Origin of the sequence: Puia dinghuensis (assembly GCF_014642875.1) — a bacterium.
GTDB classification, from domain to species: domain Bacteria; phylum Bacteroidota; class Bacteroidia; order Chitinophagales; family Chitinophagaceae; genus Puia; species Puia dinghuensis.
In genome coordinates, this window is the sequence record NZ_BMJC01000004.1 from 91301 (window position 1) to 114298 (window position 22998).

At 52.8% G+C, this 22998-nt stretch carries 22 protein-coding genes; 14 read left to right on the plus strand and 8 right to left on the minus strand.

The features are described from left to right. Positions 1–176 precede the first annotated feature (176 nt). Together IEY39_RS18120 and IEY39_RS18125 are read left to right on the plus strand one after the other, a co-directional pair. Positions 177–614: a hypothetical protein gene (locus IEY39_RS18120; RefSeq protein ID WP_188934180.1), complete on the plus strand. Its 438-nt coding sequence runs from the start codon at positions 177–179 to the stop codon at positions 612–614. A gap of 165 nt (positions 615–779) precedes the next feature. Continuing rightward, positions 780–938 (plus strand): hypothetical protein, encoded by a 159-nt coding sequence (locus IEY39_RS18125; RefSeq protein WP_188934182.1) that lies wholly within the window; start codon positions 780–782, stop codon positions 936–938. Here the strand turns inward: IEY39_RS18125 and IEY39_RS18130 are convergent. Continuing rightward, positions 935–2191, minus strand: a complete 1257-nt coding sequence (locus IEY39_RS18130; RefSeq protein ID WP_188934184.1) for a DUF763 domain-containing protein — start codon at positions 2189–2191, stop codon at positions 935–937. The two genes, IEY39_RS18125 and IEY39_RS18130, sit on opposite strands and share 4 nt — an antisense overlap. A 10-nt stretch (positions 2192–2201) precedes the next feature. On the opposite strand from IEY39_RS18130, the gene IEY39_RS18135 reads away from it, so the two are divergent. Then, the gene (locus tag IEY39_RS18135; RefSeq protein ID WP_188934186.1) at positions 2202–2426 is read left to right on the plus strand and encodes a hypothetical protein; all 225 of its coding nucleotides are present in this window, start codon (positions 2202–2204) and stop codon (positions 2424–2426) included. 51 nt (positions 2427–2477) lie between these two features. Further along, complete coding sequence (locus IEY39_RS18140) at positions 2478–4334, plus strand: 2-oxoacid:acceptor oxidoreductase subunit alpha (RefSeq protein WP_188934188.1); 1857 nt, start codon at positions 2478–2480, stop codon at positions 4332–4334. Between the two features lie 11 nt (positions 4335–4345). Here the strand turns inward: IEY39_RS18140 and IEY39_RS18145 are convergent, their stop codons facing one another. Beyond that, positions 4346–6550: an FUSC family protein gene (locus tag IEY39_RS18145; protein ID WP_188934190.1), complete on the minus strand. Its 2205-nt coding sequence runs from the start codon at positions 6548–6550 to the stop codon at positions 4346–4348. Positions 6551–6627: 77 nt separating this feature from the next. Here IEY39_RS18145 and IEY39_RS18150 point away from each other — a divergent pair, with 77 nt between their 5' ends. From IEY39_RS18150 to IEY39_RS18165, 4 genes are all read left to right on the plus strand, one after another. Further along, complete coding sequence (locus tag IEY39_RS18150) at positions 6628–9108, plus strand: TonB-dependent receptor (RefSeq protein ID WP_188934192.1); 2481 nt, start codon at positions 6628–6630, stop codon at positions 9106–9108. Between the two features lie 95 nt (positions 9109–9203). Next, positions 9204–10652, plus strand: coding sequence for a RapZ C-terminal domain-containing protein (locus tag IEY39_RS18155; protein ID WP_188934194.1), 1449 nt, complete (start codon positions 9204–9206; stop codon positions 10650–10652). A 5-nt stretch (positions 10653–10657) separates the two neighbouring features. Next, positions 10658–11566 (plus strand): lysophospholipid acyltransferase family protein, encoded by a 909-nt coding sequence (locus IEY39_RS18160; protein WP_188934196.1) that lies wholly within the window; start codon positions 10658–10660, stop codon positions 11564–11566. Positions 11567–11711: 145 nt separating this feature from the next. Next, positions 11712–12377, plus strand: coding sequence for a response regulator (locus IEY39_RS18165; protein ID WP_188934198.1), 666 nt, complete (start codon positions 11712–11714; stop codon positions 12375–12377). Between the two features lie 30 nt (positions 12378–12407). On the opposite strand, the gene IEY39_RS18170 is transcribed toward IEY39_RS18165, so the two are convergent. The 4 genes from IEY39_RS18170 to IEY39_RS18185 form a co-directional block, all read right to left on the minus strand. Further along, on the minus strand, positions 12408–13814 hold the full coding sequence (locus IEY39_RS18170) for an MBL fold metallo-hydrolase (protein ID WP_188934201.1): 1407 nt from the start codon (positions 13812–13814) through the stop codon (positions 12408–12410). 29 nt (positions 13815–13843) lie between these two features. Next, on the minus strand, positions 13844–14200 hold the full coding sequence (locus IEY39_RS18175; RefSeq protein ID WP_188934203.1) for an ArsR/SmtB family transcription factor: 357 nt from the start codon (positions 14198–14200) through the stop codon (positions 13844–13846). 107 nt (positions 14201–14307) lie between these two features. Next, complete coding sequence (tsaB, locus tag IEY39_RS18180; protein WP_188934205.1) at positions 14308–14979, minus strand: tRNA (adenosine(37)-N6)-threonylcarbamoyltransferase complex dimerization subunit type 1 TsaB; 672 nt, start codon at positions 14977–14979, stop codon at positions 14308–14310. Positions 14980–15007: 28 nt separating this feature from the next. After that, on the minus strand, positions 15008–15643 hold the full coding sequence (locus IEY39_RS18185; RefSeq protein ID WP_188934207.1) for a 3-hydroxyacyl-CoA dehydrogenase family protein: 636 nt from the start codon (positions 15641–15643) through the stop codon (positions 15008–15010). A gap of 132 nt (positions 15644–15775) precedes the next feature. Between IEY39_RS18185 and IEY39_RS18190 the strand changes: the two genes are divergently transcribed. Beyond that, on the plus strand, positions 15776–16156 hold the full coding sequence (locus tag IEY39_RS18190) for a RidA family protein (protein ID WP_188934209.1): 381 nt from the start codon (positions 15776–15778) through the stop codon (positions 16154–16156). Positions 16157–16186: 30 nt separating this feature from the next. Here the strand turns inward: IEY39_RS18190 and kbl are convergent, their stop codons facing one another. Beyond that, a complete protein-coding gene (gene kbl / locus IEY39_RS18195; protein ID WP_188934211.1) occupies positions 16187–17377 on the minus strand; it encodes a glycine C-acetyltransferase in 1191 nt (396 codons plus the stop codon). Between the two features lie 116 nt (positions 17378–17493). Here kbl and IEY39_RS18200 point away from each other — a divergent pair, with 116 nt between their 5' ends. The 5 genes from IEY39_RS18200 (at position 17494) to IEY39_RS18220 (ending at position 20957) form a co-directional block, all read left to right on the plus strand. Next, on the plus strand, positions 17494–17700 hold the full coding sequence (locus tag IEY39_RS18200) for a hypothetical protein (RefSeq protein ID WP_188934213.1): 207 nt from the start codon (positions 17494–17496) through the stop codon (positions 17698–17700). Between the two features lie 113 nt (positions 17701–17813). Beyond that, a complete protein-coding gene (locus tag IEY39_RS18205) occupies positions 17814–18299 on the plus strand; it encodes an RNA polymerase sigma factor (protein WP_188934215.1) in 486 nt (161 codons plus the stop codon). 6 nt (positions 18300–18305) lie between these two features. Beyond that, positions 18306–19343: a hypothetical protein gene (locus IEY39_RS18210; protein ID WP_188934216.1), complete on the plus strand. Its 1038-nt coding sequence runs from the start codon at positions 18306–18308 to the stop codon at positions 19341–19343. 64 nt (positions 19344–19407) lie between these two features. Beyond that, on the plus strand, positions 19408–20262 hold the full coding sequence (locus tag IEY39_RS18215; protein WP_188934218.1) for an outer membrane beta-barrel protein: 855 nt from the start codon (positions 19408–19410) through the stop codon (positions 20260–20262). A 143-nt stretch (positions 20263–20405) separates the two neighbouring features. Next, positions 20406–20957, plus strand: a complete 552-nt coding sequence (locus IEY39_RS18220; protein WP_188934220.1) for a L,D-transpeptidase family protein — start codon at positions 20406–20408, stop codon at positions 20955–20957. 118 nt (positions 20958–21075) lie between these two features. Here the strand turns inward: IEY39_RS18220 and acs are convergent, their stop codons facing one another. Continuing rightward, a complete protein-coding gene (gene acs / locus IEY39_RS18225; protein ID WP_188934222.1) occupies positions 21076–22989 on the minus strand; it encodes an acetate--CoA ligase in 1914 nt (637 codons plus the stop codon). Positions 22990–22998 lie beyond the last annotated feature (9 nt).

Genomic DNA, 22998 nt, shown 5'->3' on the forward strand with positions numbered 1-22998 from the left:
GTATTTATTTAAGTTGCCCAAAATTAGTTTCGTTCGGTTGGAAATAGCAGTAAATTTAGATGGCAATTCTTTTCCTCTTATTTAAGATCCGCCAATTCAATCCTCCCCTTAATCCATGTAGTAATTCCTTCGTCGACTTTGTTTGCCATATGTCATATTAACCAAAACCAAATTTTATGACACTGACTGCAAACAACTATGGGCAACGTATTGCATTTTTGATCTCATGGGTCAACAGAACTTCCCTCTTTATTGTTTATTTCTGGTTCGGGTTATTGAAATTAATTTCACGATCTCCCGCCGAAGCATTAATAACGAATTTGCACCGGATGACGATCGGTCATCTTATGCGCATAAAGTGCTTCCTGATCGTGCTTGGACTAGCAGAATGCCTCATCGGAATATTATGGTTGGTGCCAAAGTTCACGAAATGGACAATGATCGTTTTTTTCGGGCAGATGATCACCACCTTTCTTCCTCTGTTCATGATGCCTGATCAGACCTGGAACAATTTTATGGTTCTTTCCCTGCCAGGGCAATACATATTAAAGAATATTGTCCTGGTCGCCTGCGCGCTGACCATCTATCAGGACTACCGATTGAAGAGAAAATGAGGAAGTCGTTCTACAACGCTCCTAAATTTTCATAATGGGCAACTTCTAAAGAAAACCCTTAGGCGCAGAAATCGCGGCCGTGCAGTGGGAGCGCATAACGTGCATGCCCCGTATTTTTAGGTCGTACTTACCATTTTCACAGACCAAGGTTAAGGTAGCCCCACTATGAACACTGAACCCACAAAACAGCACGCTGAGAAGGCAAAAGCGTTGAAGAAACTCATTAAGCAATGGCTGACGGCCCAGGATACCAAGGATAAGGCCAATGTATTACTGTCCCGGAATCCCCATCTCAAGAAGACGGGCAAGGTAGGAAAGGCTTAAAACAGCATCAATTGCGTTGGCTTCTGCGGCGCGGGTGGCTTCGCCCGGCCAAAGACGGTGCGCCCGCCATATTTCCAGGAGTCGGCGCGTTCTTGCGCGATATATTCCTCGAGTCCCTTGCCGGTTGGCGTAAACTGATCTTCGGCGCGCCGGGCAAGTTCATGTAATTTTTTCAGCGATTCCAATTTGTCACTCTGCCCCACCCTGGCCTTCTGCACGGCCGTTTGCAGGATGCCGATGGTCTCGTCATAAACCGCAATGGGCACCGGAAAGGGATGACCATCCTTGCCGCCATGGGCAAAGGCAAACCGGGCAGGATCACGAAAACGCGATGGCGTGCCATAGATCACCTCGCTGACGAGCGCCAGGGATTGCAGCGTACGCGGCCCCACTCCTTCCAACAGCAACAGGTCTTCGAAGCCGGCAGGCTGCCGGTCGTGCGCCAGCCACAGGACAGCACCCAGCCGCCGCAGGTCTACATCCTCCGCCCGGACATCATGATGCGCGGGCATTGCCAACTGATGTGCAGGCATTGTCGAATGATGCCCGGACATCAATAGCTGTTGCACATCCTGCATCATCAGCTCGGGTTTTTCCTGCGTCAGCGACAACACGCCCTTCCTCGCCGGATCGGCCTGGCGATCGGCCAGATTCAAGATCTCCCCCTGGTTGACGCCGCAGATGGCGGTGTGCGGCTCTTCGACAAAGGACCGCAACCCCGCAGAATGCCAATGATAGCGGCGGGCCGTAGAATTACCCGTACTCATACCCTGCTGGATCACCGTCCACTGCCCCTCCTTGCTAAGGACAAAACAATGCATATACAGCTGAAAGCCGTCCTGCACAACCGTATTGTCCACTTTCGCACTCAGCTTGCTGCTTCGCACCAACTCCACACCATCGAGGCCGGTGCTCTCGCAGACCTTCAGGATCTCGGCCGGCGCCTCACGCGAAGCACTACCCTTGCCCCCGCAGATGTATATGCCCAGGTCACGCGAATGCGGATTTATTGCCCGCTTCAAAGCACCCATGACAGAAGTGGTGATGCCGGATGAATGCCAGTCCATCCCCATCACCGCTCCCAGGCTTTGAAACCAAAAAGGATCGGCAAGACGGGAAAGGAATTCCTCGCGGCCATACTCTGCCAATAAAACCTCCGTCACGGCCAGCCCTAACCGGGCCATCCTATCCGCCAGCCACTGCGGGACATAGCCATAATGTAAGGCGAGATCTGCTGCACCCGATCGTTTCATTCTACACGTTTTGCCAACAAATTTAGTAAAAAATTATGGAAAGGGCGGGCTAGCGGCGGAGGGGGCGTTCACCGACCGGGATGTCGCGACGCAGGCTAAAGTCTGCCTGTTGGGGCAGACAGTCATCGCCAGTATTTCCCTGTTAGTAGGCGGCATCGGCGTCATGAATATCATGTATGTATCCGCACAGAAGGCGTCACGGCTTGATCCGATAGAGGCCTTGCGATATGAATGACATTGTTTAACTTTAGTTACCTTTGTTTCCTATTATCAGCATTTCTCCGTTATGAAAAGAAAAGAAGAAGTCCTGCAGGACGTCGTCATAAAATTCGCAGGCGACTCCGGCGACGGTATGCAACTCACCGGTAGTCAATTCACTAACAATACCGCCCTTTTGGGAATCGACCTGGCCACCTTTCCCGATTTTCCGGCCGAGATAAGGGCCCCGCAGGGAACCCTTCCGGGTGTGAGCGGCTATCAGCTGCGGTTTTCCAGCGACCTGGTCTTTACCCCCGGCGATGAGTGCGATGTGCTTGTGGCGATGAATGCCGCGGCGCTGAAGACCAACCTCAAAAACCTGAAGAAAGGCGGTACGATCATCGCGAACACGGAAGGCTTCGACCAGAAGAACCTCCGCCTGGCCAACTATGCCGATGGAGTAAATCCCCTGGAGGATCATTCCCTGGACAACTATACCGTCCACAAAATGGACGTGACCAAGATGACCCGGGAGGCGCTGAAGGATATCACCTTGGGAACCAAAGAGAAAGATCGTGCCAAGAACATGTTCGTCCTGGGATTCCTGTATTGGATGTACAACCGCAACATGGAGACGACCATCCAATTCCTGAAATCCAAATTCGGCAAGAAACCGGAAATCCTCGAGAGCAATATCAAGGCGCTGCAGGCCGGTTATTATTTTGGCGACACCACCGAAACCTTCACCACCACCTACCGGGTGGAAAAGGCAAAGATGCCCCCGGGTGTGTACCGGAGCATCATGGGTAATCAGGCCCTTGCCATGGGACTCATCGCGGCTTCGCAAAAGAGCGGTCTCCCGCTCTTCCTGGGTTCTTATCCCATCACCCCGGCCAGTGATATCCTGCACGAGCTGAGCCAGTATAAGACCTTTGGCGTCCGAACCTTCCAGGCGGAAGACGAGATTGCCGCCATTACCTCGGCAATTGGCGCCGCCTATGGCGGTTCACTCGGCGTGACGACGACATCGGGTCCGGGCATGGCCTTAAAGGCCGAAGCCATGGGTCTTGCCGTCATGATCGAGATCCCGCTGTTGATCTGCGACATCCAGCGCGGCGGTCCCTCCACCGGCCTGCCCACCAAAACGGAACAAAGCGATCTGCTGCAAGCATACTACGGCCGCAACGGGGAATGCCCCATGCCCGTGATCGCCGCTTCCACACCCAGCGATTGTTTCGACGCGGTCTATGAGGCGGTGCGCATCGCCGTGCAGCATATGACGCCGGTGGTCTTCCTTAGCGACGGATACATCGCCAATGGCGCCGAGCCCTGGAAATTCCCCAAGACCGAAGACCTGCCGCCCATCACCGTGAAGTTTAAGACCGACCTGGCCGAAGGCGAAGAGAAATTCCTGCCCTATCTACGGGATGAGAAACTCGTCCGGCCCTGGGCTATTCCGGGGACGCCGGGGCTCGAACACCGCATCGGCGGCCTGGAAAAACAGAATATCACCGGCAACGTCAGCTACGACCCGGAGAACCACCAACTCATGGTAAAGATCCGCGAAGAGAAGGTAGCCCGCATCGCCGACCATATCCCTCTCCAACAGCTTGACAGCGGTGCTGAAAAGGGCGACCTGCTCATCCTTGGCTGGGGCAGCACCTATGGCGCCATCAAAAGCGCTGCAGCCGAACTGCAACACGAAGGATATAAGGTGTCTCATGCCCATCTTCGTTACCTGCGCCCCTTCCCCGCCAACCTTGGCGAGATCATCCGGAATTTCAAACACGTGGTGATCCCGGAGATCAATAATGGGCAACTGATAAAAATCATCCGGGATCAGTTCCTGGTTGATGCGAAGGGGTACAATAAGATCATGGGTGTGCCGATCACGAAGTCCGAACTGGTACTGAAGTTGCGGGAGTTGTTGGGTGGGCATAATTAATCCTGCCGCGGCTAGACCAGCGGATTGATGCCTACTTCTTCCTGCGGAGCAGCAAGCGCCGTATGCAGCGGGGGAGTGACCTTCCCGATATCCGTCGTCACCTTCGAGATGAAATTAAACTGGTCGGCAATAGGTTTGAACTCCTTTGCCGCCCGGGCCTTCTCATTGAGAACTATCAATGCATCCTTAGCCGGTGGCGGGGCATCAGCTGTTATCTTATCTGTAAGGATATCGATCGCCCTCCCGAGACGATAGACAATGTCGTCGACAACGGGCCGGTAAGCAGCATCTGCGTACCGGGTCGCCAGCGAGGGCGTATAATAGGCCAGCGTGGCAATGTGGGAAGTAAGCATATGGTTGGAGACGACAAACTGGTGCATCTCCGTAATGCTTTTTTGCTTGCGGCGCGGCTCGGAGAGCATCCGCGACAGGGCGTCGGAAAGGTTAGCCAGCGCGACAAAAGCATTTTTCCGCGAAAGCTTATATTGATGGACACTCACCGGTGTGCCAAGGAAGGCTCCGGTGACATCCTTGAAATAGGTGATATTGGCCTCGAGGGCGCCCGTCATAAAATCGGTGATCCTTTCATGCTCCCATGAAGGGACGATGAGGATACTCGCTATAAAGGAAATGGCGGAGCCGATGATGGTGTCGATGACGCGATCGGAGAGGATACTCCGGAAATCGGTAGGATATAACAAGTGGAAGACCAGCAGCACATAAGGGGTCATCAAGGTGACGGCAACGAGGTAGTTGGTTCGGATGAAGACGTATGTCCCGATCATGAACAGGATCATCAGTACGTAGAGCACCGTCGTATCCTTGATAAAATACAAGATGAGCAATCCCACAAAGCCACCGGCCAGGGTCCCCATCAGTCTTTCGAAGTTTCTTCTTTTTGTAAGACTATACACTGGTTTCATGATCACGATGATCGTCAGCAGGATCCAGTAGCCATGACCAAAAGGCAGGAAGCCGGAAATGATATAGCCCGCAAGCGTGGCAATGCTTACTCTCAGCGAGTGGCGGAAGATATCGGAGCCGAAGTTGAGATTGTCCAGGATCATTTTCCGGTCGATTTCCTGGTGCACCACAAACTCCTCTACGTCTACCTCGGACCTTATGCTGCGGCTTAGCTTCCGGTCGTAGGTAGTATATCCATGTAACGTATGCATCCGGAGGCCGAGGTCTTCGATACTATCGAGGATATTGCTCAGCCCGATGAAGGCGTCTGCATTGCCGGTGTTGCGGTGGGTCTCCCTATACTGATCGAGATGCGCACGCACGGCGCGAATCCGGGAAGGAAGCTCTTTGTTCTCCACCGACGCCTTACCGCTCATGATGGCGATGCCTATCTCGTCCAGTTCGGCGGCGAGATCGAGGATCAGTCCCCTGCACTCCTGCATCAGTCCGGATTCATCGAAGAACTCGTGCAGCATGCGGTAGTCCTGCTGCGAAGTCATGATCCTTTCGAAAAGATCAATAATATCGAGGAAGATCATCATCAGCACCCGCCCGACATGGGTCGACTCTTTTACGATGCTGCGGCTTTTGAACAGGAGCTCGCGAACAAGTTGCTGCTTTTCGTGGATAGATACCTGGCTCTCCACCAGCTGCCGGTAATCCTGATCGTAATCAACATCCCGGGAATAAAAAGCCGCTTTGATACGCAGATATCCTGCTGTAGCCTGAAGGCAGTCGCCGATGGCCTGTTGAACAAGCTTGTAGGGTCGAAAGCTGTATAACAGCAGGCTAAGCACCGTATACCAAACGCCGCCGGCGAATACATAGGCGGCCGTGATCAGGCTTTCGAGCCCCGAGCGATGCCGGTCGATATTCAGCACCATCACCAGGAGTGCGTTTACCCCGATGGATGTTGCCCTGGTGCCGTAGACGCCCATGAAGGAAAACATAAAGCAGAAAACAAAGACCAGCAAGCCGGAGAGCCACTGCGACCCGGAGGCCAGTCCCATGAGCAGGGTAACGAGGAAAATTATTAACACGCACGCTATCATACCATTACGGCGATGATGGATGGGTCCGGGATTATCCGTATTCCCCACGCACATCGCACCGATGGATAAAGAGAGACCGGCTATAAGATTGTGGAAATGACTGAGCAGGATGGCAGGCAATGTGATCCCTACAGTGATTCGTATAGCGCCGTTGAAATAGTGACTGTTGATAAAACTCTTATATTGCCTGATATAATCCATTTTGATCGCAAAATTTTTCTTTCCTTCGTATCCTGGTTTTACGACTTACCTGCTGATAAACCCTCAACGTCGCCAACATGAGAAATGCTGCTTTATTCCTATTGATCATCCTTTCCTATAAAAGCCTCGAAGCTCAGCAGGTGGCAGGCTTTGTCCGGGATGACAAGGGCAAACCACTAGCAGGCGCCTCGATCGCTTTAAAAAAAGAAAGAGATTCCTCCATCGTAAAGATCGGAATTTCAAACTCATCCGGTGAATATGAATTTGCACCCGTCGAACCCGGTCGTTATTTCATCGCCATCTCACATACAGGCTATGCTCCCCAAAACTCGGCATCTTTCGAGACAATACCGAATGGCAGCGCACAAGCGCCCGCAATAGCGCTTAGCCGGGCGACTACAGCGTTGAGGGAAGCCGTGGTCCTGGGCAGGAAGCCGCTGATAGAAGTCAGGCCTGACAAGATGATCTTCAATGTGGAAGGAAGCATCAATGAAATCGGCTCGGATGCGCTGGAGCTTTTACGTAAGTCGCCCGGTATAACGGTGGATAAAGACAATAACCTGAGTCTCAATGGCAAGAATGGGGTGCAGGTGTATGTCGACGGACGCCCCACCTATCTGTCGGGAGCTAACCTGGGCGACTACCTGAAGACGCTGCAGTCCTCTTCGATAGCGACAATCGAGATCATCAGCAATCCTTCTGCAAAATATGAGGCGGCAGGCAATGCCGGCATCATCAATATCCGGCTGAAGAAGAACCAGGCGTATGGGACGAATATGACCGTGAGTGCGGGATATAAGATCGGGACATACGGCAAGTATAACGGCTCGCTGTCGTTTAATCACCGCGACCGGAACATCAATATCTTTGGCGACTATGCTTATAATCATGCGCAGAACGAGACGTACGCCACCATGTACCGGACGCAGCTCGACACGTTTTTCCTTCAAAGGAGCACGCTTGTCTCCATGAACAACACGCACACCTACAAAGTGGGGCTGGATTATTTCATCTCCAGCAGGAGCACCCTTGGGTTGGTAGTCAACGGAAGCAGCCAGGACGAACAAATCCGCAGCAACAGCGCCACGCCCATCATCTATATGCCGACAAACAAGACGGACAGGATACTGCAGGCCAACAATCGTACGGATGGCAGCCGGGACAATGTCAACGGCAACGCCAACTACCGGTATGTGGACACCAGCGGGCGGGAGCTCGACATCGACGCGGACTATGGTCTTTATCATCTACGCAGCAACCAGTATCAGCCCAACAACTATTTCGACTCCACGGGCAAGGCCATGCTCTATAGCCGGGACTACACTATCGTCTCGCCAACCGATATCCATATCTATACCTTCAAGGCAGACTATGAGACGAATCTTGCAAAAGGAAAACTTGGCTTCGGCGGAAAGACTTCCTATGTCACCACGGGAAATGATTTCCAGGAGTATGGCGTCTACAGTTACCCCCTGCGGGCGCCATTAAGATTGCTGGTAAAGCCTACAGTGGATACCCTAAGCAGGGATAACTTCGATTACCGGGAAAATATCAATGCCCTCTATGCGAATTATAAACGCACGCTGAAGGGCTGGATCATCCAGGGCGGTCTCCGGGTGGAGAACACCAATGCAAAGGGGACCTCAACAGGGTATCAGGCAAATAGCAGCCCCGCTGTCCCTTATGACTCTTCCTTTACCCGGCATTATACCGACCTTTTCCCCAGCGCTTCGGTGTCCTACAACAAGAACCCGATGAAGCAATGGACGCTCAGCTACAGCCGGCGAATCGATCGTCCCGCCTACCAGGACCTCAATCCTTTCGAGTTTAAATTGGACGACTACACCTTCGCCAAGGGCAACACCCTTTTGCGTCCTCAATATACCAACAGCGTGGGACTCACTTTTATGTACAAGTATAAGCTAACCACCACGCTGAACTACAGTCATATCAAAGACCTGTCCACGACCCTGGTGGACACCACCGATGCGTCCAAGGCCATTGTCCTGCGGGAGAACCTGGCGAACCAGGATATCGTCAGTCTCAACATCAGTTATCCCTTCCAGTACAGATGGTATAGCGTGTTCTTCAATGTCAGCAGCTTCTATCAGCTGAATAGGGCAAATCTTGGACAAGGCAGGGTCATCGATCTGAATATTTTTAATACTACCATCTTCTCGCAGCATACTATTCGAATGGGCAAGGGCTGGACAGGTGAGATCACGCAGTATTATGTCTCGCCGAATATCTGGCAGGCCACATTGCGTGCCCAGTCGATGTGGAGCATCGATGGGGGTCTTCAAAAGACCCTTTTCAAGGGCAACGGGACGTTCAAGGTGGCGGTCTCCGACATCTTCAACACGCTCCACTGGAAGGCCACCAGTAATTTCGCCGGGCAATATATCCTGACGACAGGGGGATATGAAAGCCGGCTGCTGAAATTGTATTTCACTTACCGGCTGGGCAACAAACAGGTGAAGGCCGCCCGCCGGCATAGCAATGGGGCGGAAGAAGAGAACAAGCGCGTAGGGGCCGGCAGTGGTGGGGCAACGCCTTAAGGTTGCCTGGCATCCAGCCGCGGCCGGCGTAGGCGGGCGGTACAGCGCGGGCCGGCAGGGTCCTAAACGGGCCAGTTTTCTTATATTTGCCGCCCATGCAAGTGATTACCGACGACATCAAGGCCCTTTATGAGGGGTTTAACGGCGCCCCGATGACGGGGCTGGAGAAGCTACCACAATCCGGCAGCAACCGGCAGTATTTCCGTATCCACACGGCCAACGGTTCTTATATCGCCACCTACAACGATAATGTTAAGGAGAACCGCACCTTCATCCAATTCAGCCGGCATTTCCGTGCAAAGGGCTGTCCGGTGCCGGAGATCTTTGCCATCAATGAAACCTTTACCATCTATCTGCAGGAAGACCTTGGCCATCTGTCCCTGTTGGGCGAACTGGAGAAGCAAGGCCATAACCAGCGGGTATATACATTTTTCCAAAAGAGTCTCGAGCAACTGGCACGGCTGCAGATAGTCGGCGACGAGGGGTTGGATTATACTAACTGGACCATCACTTCGCAGGAATTTGGCGACAAAGCCATCCTCAGCGATCTGCTCTACTTCAAATATTATTTCCTCGACACCCTGCAGATACCGTATGACAAGGAGAAGCTGATCGATGACTTCGAAGCCTTGAGCACCTATCTTACCCATGTCGATCACAAATATTTCATGTTCCGCGACTTCCAGAGCCGCAACATCATGTTGAAGGAGGAAGGGGTGTATTTCATCGATTTCCAGGGTGGGATGAAGGGCGCCTTGCAATATGACGTCGCTTCCCTCCTCTGGCAGGCAAAGGCAGAGCTGCCCGATGCGTGGAAGGACGGCCTGTTGGACTATTACATGGATTGTGTGGAAAGCATCCTGGATAAGAAGATCGATCGCATCCGGTTTGTCAGTCAATATAACGGCTATGTACTCATCCGGCTGCTGCAGGTGCTTGGGGCCTATGGCTTCCGCGGCCTCTTCGAACGGAAAGCGCATTTCCTGACCAGCATTCCCCTTGCCTTGCGCAACTTCAGATGGTTTTTGAGCAATAAACAGGTTGGCATCGTATTGCCGGAGTTCGAGCGGCTGATGGGGCTGATGGTAGAGGACGAGGTGATCAGCCGGTTCGAACCGGTGCAGGCGGATGAGAACACCCCGCTGGTGGTGCATATCAACAGCTTCTCTTTTAAGAAAGCCCAGCCTGAAGATGAAAGCGGCAACGGCGGCGGTTTTATCTTCGACTGCCGTGGGATCCTCAACCCGGGGCGGATAGCGGAATTCAAAACGCTCACCGGTCGTGACAAACCGATAAAGGATTTTTTGGAACAGCAGACCCGGATGCCCGAATTCCTCAACAGCGTTTATAATATGGTAGACATCTCCGTTGAAGACTATATCAAAAGAGGGTTTGACAGCCTGCAGGTTAGCTTTGGGTGTACAGGGGGCCAGCACCGAAGCGTATACGCCGCCGATGCCCTTGCCCGGCACCTACGCAATAAATTTCATGTAAAGATCGACCTGCATCATATCGAGCAGGAGGCCAAAAACTGGGTCAACTAGCTGCTATGTACTACATTGTCTATGGCTTTCTGTATCTGCTCTCCCTTCTGCCGATGTGGTTGCTCTATGGGGTTTCTGACGGAATCGCGTTGTTGCTGTATGCCGTGATCCGCTATCGCCGGGGGGTAGTTCTCGGCAATCTCCGCATAGCCTTCCCGGAGATGACGGATGCCGGGCGATTGCGCATCGCCAAACGGTTCTACCGCAATTTTACCGACAATTTCATAGAGACCATCAAGCTGCTCTCGGCCAGCGAGCGGTTTCTCCGAAAAAGGTTTGTCATCGACAACCCGGAGGTGTTCGATGATTTCTACAACCAGGGACGCAAGATACAGTTGCATATGGGGCATATCTTCAACTGGGAGGTCGCCAATCTAGCCATGCCCCTGCTGACGCCTTATACTTTTATCGTTGTGTACATGCCCGTAGAGAACAAGGCTTTCGAACGGCTCTTCCTGCACCTTCGGGGCCGTACCGGGACCGTTCTCCTCCCTGCAACCAAAATGCAGCGATCGATAATCCCCTATCGCAATACGCAGTATATGCTTGCCCTGGTGGCTGACCAGGCCCCGGGCGGACCGGAGCATTCTTACTGGCTGAATTTCTTTGGCCGACCTACCCCTTTTGTCCGGGGCCCGGAGCGGGGCGCCCGGATCGCCGATATCCCGGTGGTATTCCCCCGGGTTTACAAATCCCGGCGCGGATATTACCGGGCCGAGCTGATCACCATTGCCGAACATCCCGCAGAATTACCCGAAGGGGAGCTGACCCGGCGTTACCGGCAGCTGCTCGAAGAATCCATCCGGAAGGAGCCCGACAGCTGGCTTTGGAGTCATAAGCGATGGAAGTTTACATGGACCCCAGGGTTTAGTCCATATTGGATAGAGCAAGAAAGTTTTGCACCAAGCGAGTAAATAGTTTCCCTGATCTATGACATATCGGGAAATTATAATATTTTTACTACAACAGCCTGATCAGTAGCAAGACGACCGTTTCCAGTCGGCGTCGTCATCCCGTTCCCCCAATCGCACGACTACCTAAACCAAAACCCCAAACCGGATGACAACTTTTAACCCGGGAGTAGTGCTTGTCGATGATCATGTGCTGCTCCGAAACGGACTCGCCAGCCTGATACGCGGCTTCGGTGGGTTCGATGTATTGTTCGAAGCCTCTGACGGTAAAGACCTCATCAGGCAATTGAGAATTTCCCGCCACCCCGACATTATCCTGCTCGACATTGGGATGCCCGAAATGGATGGATTTGAAACCGCCTGTTACCTCAGGCGATGTTACCCCGAGATCAGAATTCTGGCATTGACGATGTCCGACACGGACAGTGCAATCGTTCGCATGTTAAAAAATGGCGCAAAGGGATATATCCTGAAAGATATCGATGCAGCCGGACTCAAGCGGGCGCTCGACTCGGTGGTGGAGAAAGGATTTTATTATTCCGAAATGGTGACGGAAAAACTGATCGATACCGTCAGTCACCGCAGTGAGCCCGAGCGGCGGATCCGCGATCTGGTGCTGCTGAACGAGCGGGAGCTGGAGTTTATAAGGCTGGTGTGCACCGAGTGGACATACAAAGAGATAGCCGACCGGATGTACCTCAGCCCGCGGACCATCGATGGCTACCGGGATACTCTATTCGAAAAATTGAATGTCAAGACCAGGGTGGGGCTGGCCATGTTTGCCGTGAAGAATGGGATTGTGACGTTAGACTGAGGCGGCTTCGGGCAGCGGCATTTGCTTCCGCTAGTTCAAGACACTCTTCTCCTTTACCACTTCGATTCCTTTCTGATCTTTGATCCTGGCCCATCCGCCGGATACATTCCGCAGATTGTGGATGCCCTGGCGTTTGAGTAGGGAGGCGGCAATAATACTCCGGTATCCGCCGCCGCAATGGACATAGAGGTTGTGCTTTTCTTCCAGGTTCGCCATATTACCAGGGTCGGCCAGGTGCTGGAGGGGAAGATTGATCGCATCCTTTACATGCCCTTCGGCGAATTCAGTTTCGCGGCGGACATCGAGGACGATCAAATTGGGGTCGAAAGGGATGTCCATCGCCAGTTCGTCGGGTTCTACATCGATGATCATGTCGATGGGTTCGCCGGCTTGCTGCCAGGCGGAAAATCCGCCATCGAGATAGCCTTTTACTTTATCGAAACCAACCCTTGCGAGGCGAACGACGCTCTCTTTCTCTTCGCCAGGCGATGTCACGAGAACGATGGGTTTTGTAAAAGGCAGCAGGCTGCCGGCCCATTCGGCAAACCGGCCGTCGAGACCGATACTGATAGAGCCCGGCACGAATCCTGCAACGAAAATGTTCGAGCGGCGGGTATCCACCAGGATCGCATCTTCCTCCTTGATCAACTTTTTAAAAGTTTCGAGGTCGAGTGGATGCAGCCCGGTCTCCAACACTTCATCCAGTGGCTCATAGCCTTCTTTATTGATGCGGGCATTGATGGAAAAATATTGTGGCGGCGCCATCAGGCCATCCGTGACGGCCCTGATGAATTCGTCCTTTGTCTGTTCTCTCAATGCATAATTGCTTTCCTTTTCCTCTTTGAGTGTGCTATGGGTATTGGGGCCGAGGTTCTTACCACAGCTGCTGCCGGGGCCATGTGCGGGATACACAATCACATCATCGGGCAGCGGCATGATCCTGGCCCGAAGGGAATCATACAACATCGCGGCCAGTTCTTCCTGGCCGAGGTTGCCGCTGCTGAGATCGGGTCTTCCTACATCGCCGACGAAAAGGGTGTCGCCGGTGAATATGGCATAGGGAGAACCATCCGCGTTGCGTACCAGGTAGCAGGAAGATTCCACCGTATGCCCCGGGGTATGGAGAACTTCTATCGTTGCGTCGCCTAGACGAAACTGTTCGCCATCTTTGGCAAGATGAATGGGAAAGTTGGTTTCCGTTCGCGGACCATAGATGATGGGCGCGCCGGTAGCCTTGGCCAGATCGAGATGGCCGGATACAAAGTCAGCATGAAAATGCGTCTCGAAAATATATTTTATGGTGGCGTTTCGCTCCCTGGCGAGCCCGATGTAGGCATCGATATCGCGCAGCGGGTCGATAATAGCAGCTTCCCCTTCGCTATCAATATAATAAGCTGCTTCGCTGAGACACCCCGTATAAAGTTGCTGAATGAACATACCCTTGCATTTATATATGCAAAGGTATATTAATCGATCAATTCATCTACACATTTCATGATCTCGCTGAGACGATCGTGATTGATGATGTAGTAGATGAATTTCCCATCGCGTTGCGTCTTTACGATACCCGCGCGGCGAAGGATAGCAAGATGTTGTGAGGCAACCGATTGTTCCAGGCGGAGGTGAACGTAGATCTCGGTGACGGTGAGTTTTTTATTCTCATCCAGAAGGCGGATGATTTGCTGGCGCAGTTTGTGATTGAGTGCTCGTAAGATCAGTGCTCCTTTCTTCAGGTTCAAAAAATCAACTTTTACAGGAGCACCATCGGAGCCCTCTGCGTTTACTACCATCCAATAGCTATTATTGTTCATCGTTAAGCTCATGAGCGATACCGTTTTAAGGATTTCAAGAAGATACGTGACAGGTACGGGCAAATTTATGATCAACTCTTTAAAAAAAATGACCTTATTTTGCTAAAGTGATGATATAGTCATTTTCTTGTATGAGTGTAGAATTCTTTGGTATAAGCGGGCTCACTGTACGCCAGACCGGTGAATTCTTTGTGCAAATATCGTAAAAAAGATAAGATACCCAGATAACCGGCATGATAGTTGACCCTGATGAAATCCGCTCTGGGAGCCGTGATTATAGGTTTACACTTATCGCTACCATCGCCAAAAAACGACAAATTGTGGTGTTCAAGGTAGGGTTTAAAGGTATTCTCATCGACGACCATCGCCGACGAAGGTAATACTATTGTCAGATCCTGGCGATAGATAGCGGTGAATACTTCCATACGTCTTGCGTCGATCATGGGGCATAAAAGCTCCGCATCGGGGAACTGCTCCCTGGCGGCAAATGCCATTGTCCGCAGGGTATCCTCCGCGATCAAGGGGATGTCGAGAGCATAGCAAAACCCTTTGGCAGCGGCCATTCCAACACGCAGACCGGTATAAGAGCCAGGGCCTGCGGTTACGGCGACGGCCTGCAGGTCGCCAAGGCTATAACCAGTTTCCTTCATCATCCGGTGGATGGCCGGGTGTAACCAGGAGGCATGTTCTTTCTGCGCAACATTCTCCACCAGGGCGAGGGTTTTCCCATCTTCCGCCAGGCAGATACCAGCCCGCTCCATCGCCGTATCAATATTTAGAATCAAGGCCATAAAAATCCAAATTTTACTACCTTTCTTTTTAATCACATTTTAATCCTTCCGCCGCTTGTTCGAGTGCCGCCGCGGGAATATAGGCAGAATTGGTCTGGCTCAATGACCGAAGCAGACCGGTTATCTGACCAAGGCCGATGCGTTCGCCCCATTCAAAAGGTCCCAGCGGATAGTTGGTGCCGAGTCGCATGGCCGTATCGATCTCCTCTTTTGTACTTACCTCCGCTTCCCAGGTGTACCAAGCCTCATTGATGACAGCCGACAAGATCCGGGCAGTGATCATTCCCGGGGTATCTGCAACAAGGCGGTAGTCGTGGCCGAGCCGGGTATAGAGGGCAACGATGTGCTGGGCCGTCGCTTCATCGGGGGCCACCAGTTCGTGTACGCTTCTCTCCAGGAAGCCCGGCCAGCCGTTGATACGGACAAATGGATAACCTAGTTGCTTTATAGTGGGCACAACTGCGTTTACGACGATCAGCACCGGTTGCAGCCGGCTTAAGGCCTCGCAACGGTGGTTGCCCGGGGTGAAGTCCAGGTCGAAATAGACTTCCACATCCGGCACGGCTTGCACTTCGCGTAGCAGAACCCACTGGATGTCTGCACCGGGGAAGAAGGCGGCAAGCTGTTGTTCGTTGTACTTCTTAGTGATGGCTGCAATGGTCATGGAAGATCGTAAAATTGCCCGCGAAGTTACCAAAAACAAGCCAAAGGCTTGTTGGCCGAAGGCCCGACATAAGCCATCGACCCCGAGGCCTTATTTTTTGCCAGAAGGCCGAAGGGGGCGATATTTGGAGCTATGGAAAATAAGATCATCAACACCCCCAATGCCCCGGCGCCGATCGGGCCCTATAGCCAGGCGGTAAGAGCCGGCGATTTGCTGTTCATCTCCGGCCAGATCGCCATCGATCCGGCCACAGGGAATGTATTGGCTAATGATATTCTGGCAGAAACCCACCAGGTGATGCACAATCTCCGGGCCATCCTTACCGAAGCCGGCTGCACCTTCGAGGATGTCGTAAAGACCACGATCCTGCTCAGCGACATGGGGCTGTTTGCCGAGGTCAACTCCATATACGGAAAGTACTTTAACGGCAACTTCCCCGCCCGGGAGACCTATGCGGTAAAGGGCCTGCCGAAAAATGTCAATGTGGAGATCAGCATGGTCGCCAGCCTATAGTCAGGAGCAGCCACTGGAAGCCCCCGGACATTAGCTTTTCAAAACGCCAAGCTCCTTCCCTACCTTCTTAAAGGCTGCAATAGCCTTGTCCAGGTGGTGCTGTTGATGCCCAGCGCTAAGCTGTACGCGGATACGGGCCTGGCCTTTCGCCACTACGGGATAGAAGAAGCCGATGACATAAATGTCCTCCTCCAATAGCCGGGAGGCGAAGTTTTGCGCCACCACGGCATCATACAGCATGATCGGTACGATGGGATGCGAGCCCGGCCGGATATCAAAGCCGGCTTCCGTCATTTTGGTGCGGAAATAGGTGGTATTATACTCTAATTTGTCGCGTAGTGCGGTGGTCTCGCTCAGCATGTCCAGCACGGCGATGGAAGCGCCGGTGATGGAAGGGGCCAGGCTGTTGGAGAAAAGATAAGGCCGGCTTCGCTGCCGCAACATTTCGATGATCTCTTTCTTCCCGCTGGTGAACCCGCCGCTGGCGCCACCCAGGGCCTTACCCAGTGTTCCAGTTATAATATCGACCCGGCCCATGACGCCACAATGTTCATGTGTCCCGCGACCGGTTTTCCCCATAAAACCGGAAGAGTGCGAATCATCGATCATGACAATAGCGTCATAGCGATCGGCAAGATCACAGATCTTATCCAGCTGCGCGATGGTGCCATCCATACTAAACGAACCGTCGGTGACGATGATCCTGCTTCTGGCGTCCTGTGCTGCTTTCAGCTGCTCTTCCAGGTCGGCCATCGTATTGTGTTTGTACCGGTAGCGCCTGGCCTTGCAAAGGCGGACACCATCGATGATGGATGCATGGTTCAGCTCGTCGGAGATGATCGCGTCCTGTTCCCCGAACAGTGGTTCGAAGACCCCGCCATTGGCGTCAAAAGCCGCCGCATATAAAATAGTATCCTCCGTACCCAGGAAGGCAGCGATCTTCTGTTCGAGTTGCCGGTGGATGTCTTCGGTTCCACAGATGAAGCGGACGCTGCTCATCCCATAACCGCGGGAATCGATGGCTTTGTGAGCGGCTTCGATGACGGCTGGATGCGAAGAAAGTCCGAGGTAATTATTGGCGCAAAAATTCAGCACTTTCCTGCCGTTTACCATTATCTCCGCCCCCTGGGCGCTGGTGATGATGCGTTCGGTTTTAAACAGGCCGGAGGCTTTTATCTCTTCCAGCTCAGCGGCGATGCGTTTCACAAAGGAGGAGTTCATAGCGATTGTTTTTTTAAGAGGCCAAAGGTAAGTAGTTGAATGTTCATCCGTTAGAGCTCCAGCCTAATTTTTTGTCCGGCTGTAACAAATAATATATAACTTCGTCTTATTAATATATGATCCGGAATAAGTACATACGGTTGTTCGTCCTGCTCCTGGGGGTTTCTATCAGCCTGGTACTCTTCTCCTACGTTAGGAACCGTTCTTCCAGCGCTGATGATACCAATTGTGATGGCAGCAAATGCCCATCCAGGAAGGCAAAGACAGAATACATGCTCCTGGAAACCTTGACTCACAATCTGCTGGTTTCCAACCAACAATAGGCACAATCCGCGCTGCATCCCGCACCGGATTTACCTAAATCATGTCCTCCTTGTAACTTTCCCAAAGCATACTTCGTATTATAGATGGCCGGGAGGCCAGTCAGTCTCTGCTTATGACCGAGAAAGAATACAACGAATGTGTGGAACTATATGCGGACAACGTCTATCGCTTCATCCTGAAGAATCTCAGACAGGAAGAAGACGCGAGGGACGTGGTCCAATCCGCGTTTGAGAAACTTTGGAAGAACCGGCAGAATGTAGAGACAGAAAAGAGCAAATCCTATCTCTTCACCATCGCCTATCATCAAATGATCGACCATCTCCGTAAGGTGAAGCGCATCCACCTGCAGGAAGAATTCCGGGAAGAGGCGAGGGTCAGTGCCACCCCGGCCCACCACCTGAAGAAAGCATTGGAAGAAGCCTTGTCCCGGCTCAACGAGACCCAACGCTCCCTGGTGCTGTTGAAAGACTATGAAGGCTATTCTTATAGCGAGATCGGGCAGATCACCGGGCTCAACGAAAGCCAGGTAAAGGTCTACCTCCATCGCGCGAGGATACAGCTGAAGAATTACCTGGTAAAATTGGAAAACTTAATCTGAGGCTCCATGATCACGAAAGAAAACTACTACGACTATTTCCTCCTGTACATCGACAACGAGCTGCCGCCCGCTGCAAGGGCTGCCGTGGAGAAGTTTGTCGGCGACAACCCCCAGCTGCAGGAAGAATGGGAAGCCTTGTTGCAATGCCGGGTCGATCCCGATGAGCAAGAGGTCTTCCATAGCAAGGAAGTTCTTTTCCAGGAAGACCTGCTGTCCTACGTCGACGGAGAGCTCGGTGAAGAAAGACGCAAAGAAGTAGAGGCCTTCGTTCACCGGCATCCCTCGAAGGCCTTGGAGCTACAGCAATTATCTATGACCGTTAGCGAGGCTGATCTGTCGGTCAGTTTCCCCGATAAAGAAAGCCTTTACCGCACCGAAAAGCGCCGCAGGGCATTGCTGATGCCCTGGATGCAGGCAGGTATCGCCGCCGCCGTGCTTGGCCTTGTCGCCCTCTTGTTGCTGAACACCCGGCACAACGAAGGGCCTGCCCTGGTGAAGGCCCCGCCGGTTAAAAAGAGCGCGCCTGCTTCTCCTTCCGTGCGGACTGCTCCGGAAAAAGAAGACCTGCCTGTTGTTGCAAAGACTACTCCTGATAAAAATCAATCGCGGACTGTAACTACTGCTACGCCTGCATCGTTATACTCTTCAGGAAGGCGGAAAAATGCTCCATCCCCGGCCCAAAAGGAAACAGACGTCACCATAAGGCCGGAGGAGGTTGCCCTGGCGACGACAAAAATATCGGATAGCCAGAATAGTGAGACACCCCCGGAGGTTACGCCGGACGCAGGGCAGAAGACCCTTGTAAAGTCTACAGTTGTCGAGGTGAATATTCCAAAGGAGCAATCCTCCTTTGCCACGCAGGCCCTGATGCAGGAGGCTCAGGCAGATGAAACAAAAGAATCGTTAGCCGCCGCGCCTGCCGGTAAGAACAAACTACGGGGCATCTTCAGACGCGTGTCCCGCACTTTTGGAAAAACGGCAGACCGCGATAACAATGGGCAGAAAGAAGTGTTGATCAGCGCCTTCCAGGTCGCACTTAAATAGACAGAAGCCGCCGGAAGCGGCTTGTGCGAAGGACAAACATTAGCGAAATTTAAACAACAAGAACATGAACCGGGTATTATTACTTACGGCAGGACTATCGCTTTCCCTTTTCTGCCGGGCACAGAACGACACTACAGGAGTTGGAAAAGTAACGGCGCCCGCGGGCGACACCCTCCGGGTGGGTAATCTGCTGATCATCCGCAATGGCGCAAAGGATGGCACCGGTGACGAGCCATCTCTCCGGATAAAAACCCGCCGTGAACACAACAGCTACCGGCCCTCCAATATCAGCACCAATTGGTGCATTGTCGATCTCGGCATCGCCAGTATTAACGACCAGACAGTATATTCCTCCGCCGCCGCCCAGCAATTCGCGCCCGGGGCAACCAAGGACTGGTTCAAGCTTCGCTATGGCTTTCTGCCCAAGTCGGTGGACGTCAATATCTGGCTGTTCATGCAACGCATCAACCTGATCAACCACGTCGTCAACCTGAAATACGGTCTCGGGGTAGAGCTCAACAACTATCGCTATGAGTATAATATCCGTTATCTCACCAATCCTACAAAGGTGATCATGGATACCATCCAATACAGCAAGGACAAACTTGCAACGGATTATGTCACCATGCCCGTAATGCTCAATTTCAATTTCACGCCCCATCGCTTTCACCCGATCGGTTTTAGCGCGGGCGCCAGCTTTGGGTATCTCTATTCCTCCCGGCAGAAGTTCATCAGTGCCGCCCATGGCAAACAAAAAACTTTCAACGATTTCGATCTCAATTCGTGGAAGATCTCCTATGTGGGCGAATTGGAGCTGGGCTGGATCAACCTCTACGGCAGCTATGCTGCCCGCAGTATTTTTAGCAGGGGACTTGACCAGATTCCCTATAATTTTGGTATCCGCATAGGGAATTGGTAAGTCTGGCCTTCGGCCGACGGACCTCCGGTCCGTTTGGGCGGGAGGCCGCGGGGAGCTTTATTCGCGTCGGGAATGTTAAAATTTTTTTTACTCAAAATAATCCGGCTTCGCGCGGCGTTGAAAATGTTCAAAATTGCCGTGTTATGAGGTTCCGAAATTTGCTCCTTGGCAGCTTACTGCCGGTCGCCCTTTTCTCTTTCCGCGACGCAAATCACCGCACTTCCAGCAGACGTTTCTTTCACCCTGTTCCCGAGGGCGATGTCTACATTGTCGTAATAAAATCCAACTACGAGCTGCAGGTGTATGACAAGGATGGCTGGTATGCCACCTATCCGGCGGTATTCGGCAGCAAATCACTCGATGATAAAATGGTGCAGGGAGACCGCAAGACGCCGGAGGGGACTTTTCATATCGTTTCCAAACGTCCGCATGAGAAATGGGACAAGATTATGGACCTCGACTTCCCGACTCCATCGGATATCGCCAAATTCAATGACAGAAAAGCGAAAGGGCTGATTCCCAAAACGGCAAAGATCGGCGACGGCATCGCTATCCATGGAACATGGGCGCACGACGATCGGGCGGTGGACGATTACCAGATGTGGACGAATGGCTGCATCTCGTTGAAGAACGAGGATATGGAGGAAGTATACCGAATCGCACCCGTCGGCGCGAAGGTGGTTATACAGCATTGAGTTTCGCGCTTTGGCCCTGTGGCGCAATTTGGTCCAAAGCGCAAAACCGGCTAATGATGGGCCTTCGGCCAGCGGACCCGTGGCCCGCTAGAGCCGGCAGCCTATGTGATGCGGCGCGCTAAAGCCGCCCGCCTTTGATCTCCTCAACAACGGCCGGGTCGAGCAAGGTGGTGGTATCCCCCAGATTTTGGAATTCCCCTTCCGCTATTTTTCGAAGAATACGCCGCATGATCTTCCCGCTGCGGGTTTTGGGCAGTCCGCTCACCAGCTGGATCTTGTCCGGCTTGGCGATGGGCCCGATGATACGGGCCACGGTCTGGACGATATCTTTCCGGATAGATTCGTCATCGGTCTTTGTCCCGTTGAAAATCACATAGGCATAGATGCCCTGCCCCTTTATATCATGCGGATAACCTACCACCGCACTTTCCACGACACCCGTGTGCATATTGATCGCGTTCTCTACTTCCGCGGTGCCGATGCGGTGACCGCTGACGTTGAGCACGTCGTCGACGCGACCGGTAATACGATAATTGCCATCGGCGTCCCGAAGGGCGCCGTCACCGGTGAAGTACAGGTTGGGATAGGTGGCGAAATAGGTCTGACGACAGCGTTCGTGGTCCCCATAGGTGGTGCGGATGATGGAAGGCCAGGGGAATTTGATACAAAGGTTGCCGCTGATGTTATTGCCCTGCAGCTCTTCTCCTTTCTCATCCACCAGGACAGGCTGCACCCCCGGCAACGGCAGGGTGGCATGCGCCGGTTTTTCGGGTGTGACCCCGGCCAGGTTAGATATGAGGATCCCGCCGGTCTCGGTCTGCCACCAGGTGTCAACAATAGGACAGTGCCCTTTACCGATGTTATCATGATACCAATGCCAGGCCTCTTCATTGATAGGCTCGCCGACAGTCCCCAGCACTCTGAGCGAACTGAGATCCTTGTTCTTTACGAAATCGAGTCCAAAACCCATCAGGCTGCGGATGGCCGTTGGCGCAGTATAGAGAATATTGACCTTGTATTTATCTACAATATCCCAGAAACGGCCGGCATCCGGATAGGTGGGGATGCCTTCGAACATCAGGCTGGTGGCGCCGGCGCTGAGAGGGCCATAGACGATATAGCTGTGCCCGGTGATCCAGCCGATGTCCGCCGTACAGAAAAAGATCTCTCCCGGTTTGTACTGGAATACATTGACAAAGCTATAATTGGTAAAGACCATGTAGCCGCCGCAGGTATGAACGACACCCTTGGGTTTACCCGTAGAGCCGGAGGTATAAAGAATAAAGAGCAGGTCTTCCGCATCCATCACTTCCACCGGACAAGGCGGGTTACCCTGGGTCTCGACCTTGCGGACCTCATCTTCCCACCAGACATCCCGGCCTTTGATCATGCTGACAGGAACCCGGGTCCGGGTGAGAACAATGACCCGCTTTACAGAAGGACATTGGACAAGGGCGTCGTCGATCACCGACTTCAGGGGGATCTGCTTATTGCCACGGTTGGCGCCATCAGAGGTGATCACCAGGCTGCACTGGGCGTCCTGGATCCTATCGGCGATGCTCTGCGCCGAGAAGCCGCCAAACACAACGGAATGGATGACGCCGATGCGCGCGCAGGCGAGGACGGCGATGGCTAATTCCGGTACCATCGGCATATAGATACAGACCCGGTCGCCCTTCTTCAATCCGTTGTTCTTCAAGACATTGGCGAATTGGCAGACCTTGCTGTGCAGTTCTTTATACGACAGGATGCGATAATGCTCTTCGGGATCGTTCGGCTCCCAGATGATTGCGGGCTGGTCCCCTTTTTCGGCCAGATGACGATCGAGGCAATTTTCGGTGATATTCAGCTGCGCCCCGCTGAACCAGCGGACCTGCGGCTCGGTGAAATTCCACTCCAATACTTTATCCCAAGGCCGGCGCCACTGAAAGTTAGCGGCAATTCCTGCCCAGAAACCTTCCGGGTCCTTCACGCTGGCCTGATATGCTGAACGATATTCTTCAAGAGATCTGATCTGGTAAGGATAACTCATCTGAAAATG

Bases quoted from the DNA above. Each gene is read 5' to 3' on its own strand.
- IEY39_RS18175 (WP_188934203.1), bottom strand. From the start codon at position 14,200: ATGAGCTTAACGATGAACAATAATAGCTATTGGATGGTAGTAAACGCA.
- IEY39_RS18205 (WP_188934215.1), top strand. From the start codon at position 17,814: ATGACCGAGAAAGAATACAACGAATGTGTGGAACTATATGCGGACAAC.
- IEY39_RS18210 (WP_188934216.1), top strand. From the start codon at position 18,306: ATGATCACGAAAGAAAACTACTACGACTATTTCCTCCTGTACATCGAC.
- IEY39_RS18200 (WP_188934213.1), top strand. From the start codon at position 17,494: ATGATCCGGAATAAGTACATACGGTTGTTCGTCCTGCTCCTGGGGGTT.
- IEY39_RS18145 (WP_188934190.1), bottom strand. From the start codon at position 6,550: ATGGATTATATCAGGCAATATAAGAGTTTTATCAACAGTCACTATTTC.
- IEY39_RS18125 (WP_188934182.1), top strand. From the start codon at position 780: ATGAACACTGAACCCACAAAACAGCACGCTGAGAAGGCAAAAGCGTTG.
- IEY39_RS18190 (WP_188934209.1), top strand. From the start codon at position 15,776: ATGGAAAATAAGATCATCAACACCCCCAATGCCCCGGCGCCGATCGGG.
- IEY39_RS18165 (WP_188934198.1), top strand. From the start codon at position 11,712: ATGACAACTTTTAACCCGGGAGTAGTGCTTGTCGATGATCATGTGCTG.
- kbl (WP_188934211.1), bottom strand. From the start codon at position 17,377: ATGAACTCCTCCTTTGTGAAACGCATCGCCGCTGAGCTGGAAGAGATA.
- IEY39_RS18150 (WP_188934192.1), top strand. From the start codon at position 6,628: ATGAGAAATGCTGCTTTATTCCTATTGATCATCCTTTCCTATAAAAGC.
- IEY39_RS18140 (WP_188934188.1), top strand. From the start codon at position 2,478: ATGAAAAGAAAAGAAGAAGTCCTGCAGGACGTCGTCATAAAATTCGCA.
- IEY39_RS18185 (WP_188934207.1), bottom strand. From the start codon at position 15,643: ATGACCATTGCAGCCATCACTAAGAAGTACAACGAACAACAGCTTGCC.
- IEY39_RS18130 (WP_188934184.1), bottom strand. From the start codon at position 2,191: ATGAAACGATCGGGTGCAGCAGATCTCGCCTTACATTATGGCTATGTC.
- IEY39_RS18170 (WP_188934201.1), bottom strand. From the start codon at position 13,814: ATGTTCATTCAGCAACTTTATACGGGGTGTCTCAGCGAAGCAGCTTAT.
- tsaB (WP_188934205.1), bottom strand. From the start codon at position 14,979: ATGGCCTTGATTCTAAATATTGATACGGCGATGGAGCGGGCTGGTATC.
- IEY39_RS18155 (WP_188934194.1), top strand. From the start codon at position 9,204: ATGCAAGTGATTACCGACGACATCAAGGCCCTTTATGAGGGGTTTAAC.
- IEY39_RS18160 (WP_188934196.1), top strand. From the start codon at position 10,658: ATGTACTACATTGTCTATGGCTTTCTGTATCTGCTCTCCCTTCTGCCG.
- IEY39_RS18220 (WP_188934220.1), top strand. From the start codon at position 20,406: ATGAGGTTCCGAAATTTGCTCCTTGGCAGCTTACTGCCGGTCGCCCTT.
- IEY39_RS18215 (WP_188934218.1), top strand. From the start codon at position 19,408: ATGAACCGGGTATTATTACTTACGGCAGGACTATCGCTTTCCCTTTTC.
- acs (WP_188934222.1), bottom strand. From the start codon at position 22,989: ATGAGTTATCCTTACCAGATCAGATCTCTTGAAGAATATCGTTCAGCA.
- IEY39_RS18120 (WP_188934180.1), top strand. From the start codon at position 177: ATGACACTGACTGCAAACAACTATGGGCAACGTATTGCATTTTTGATC.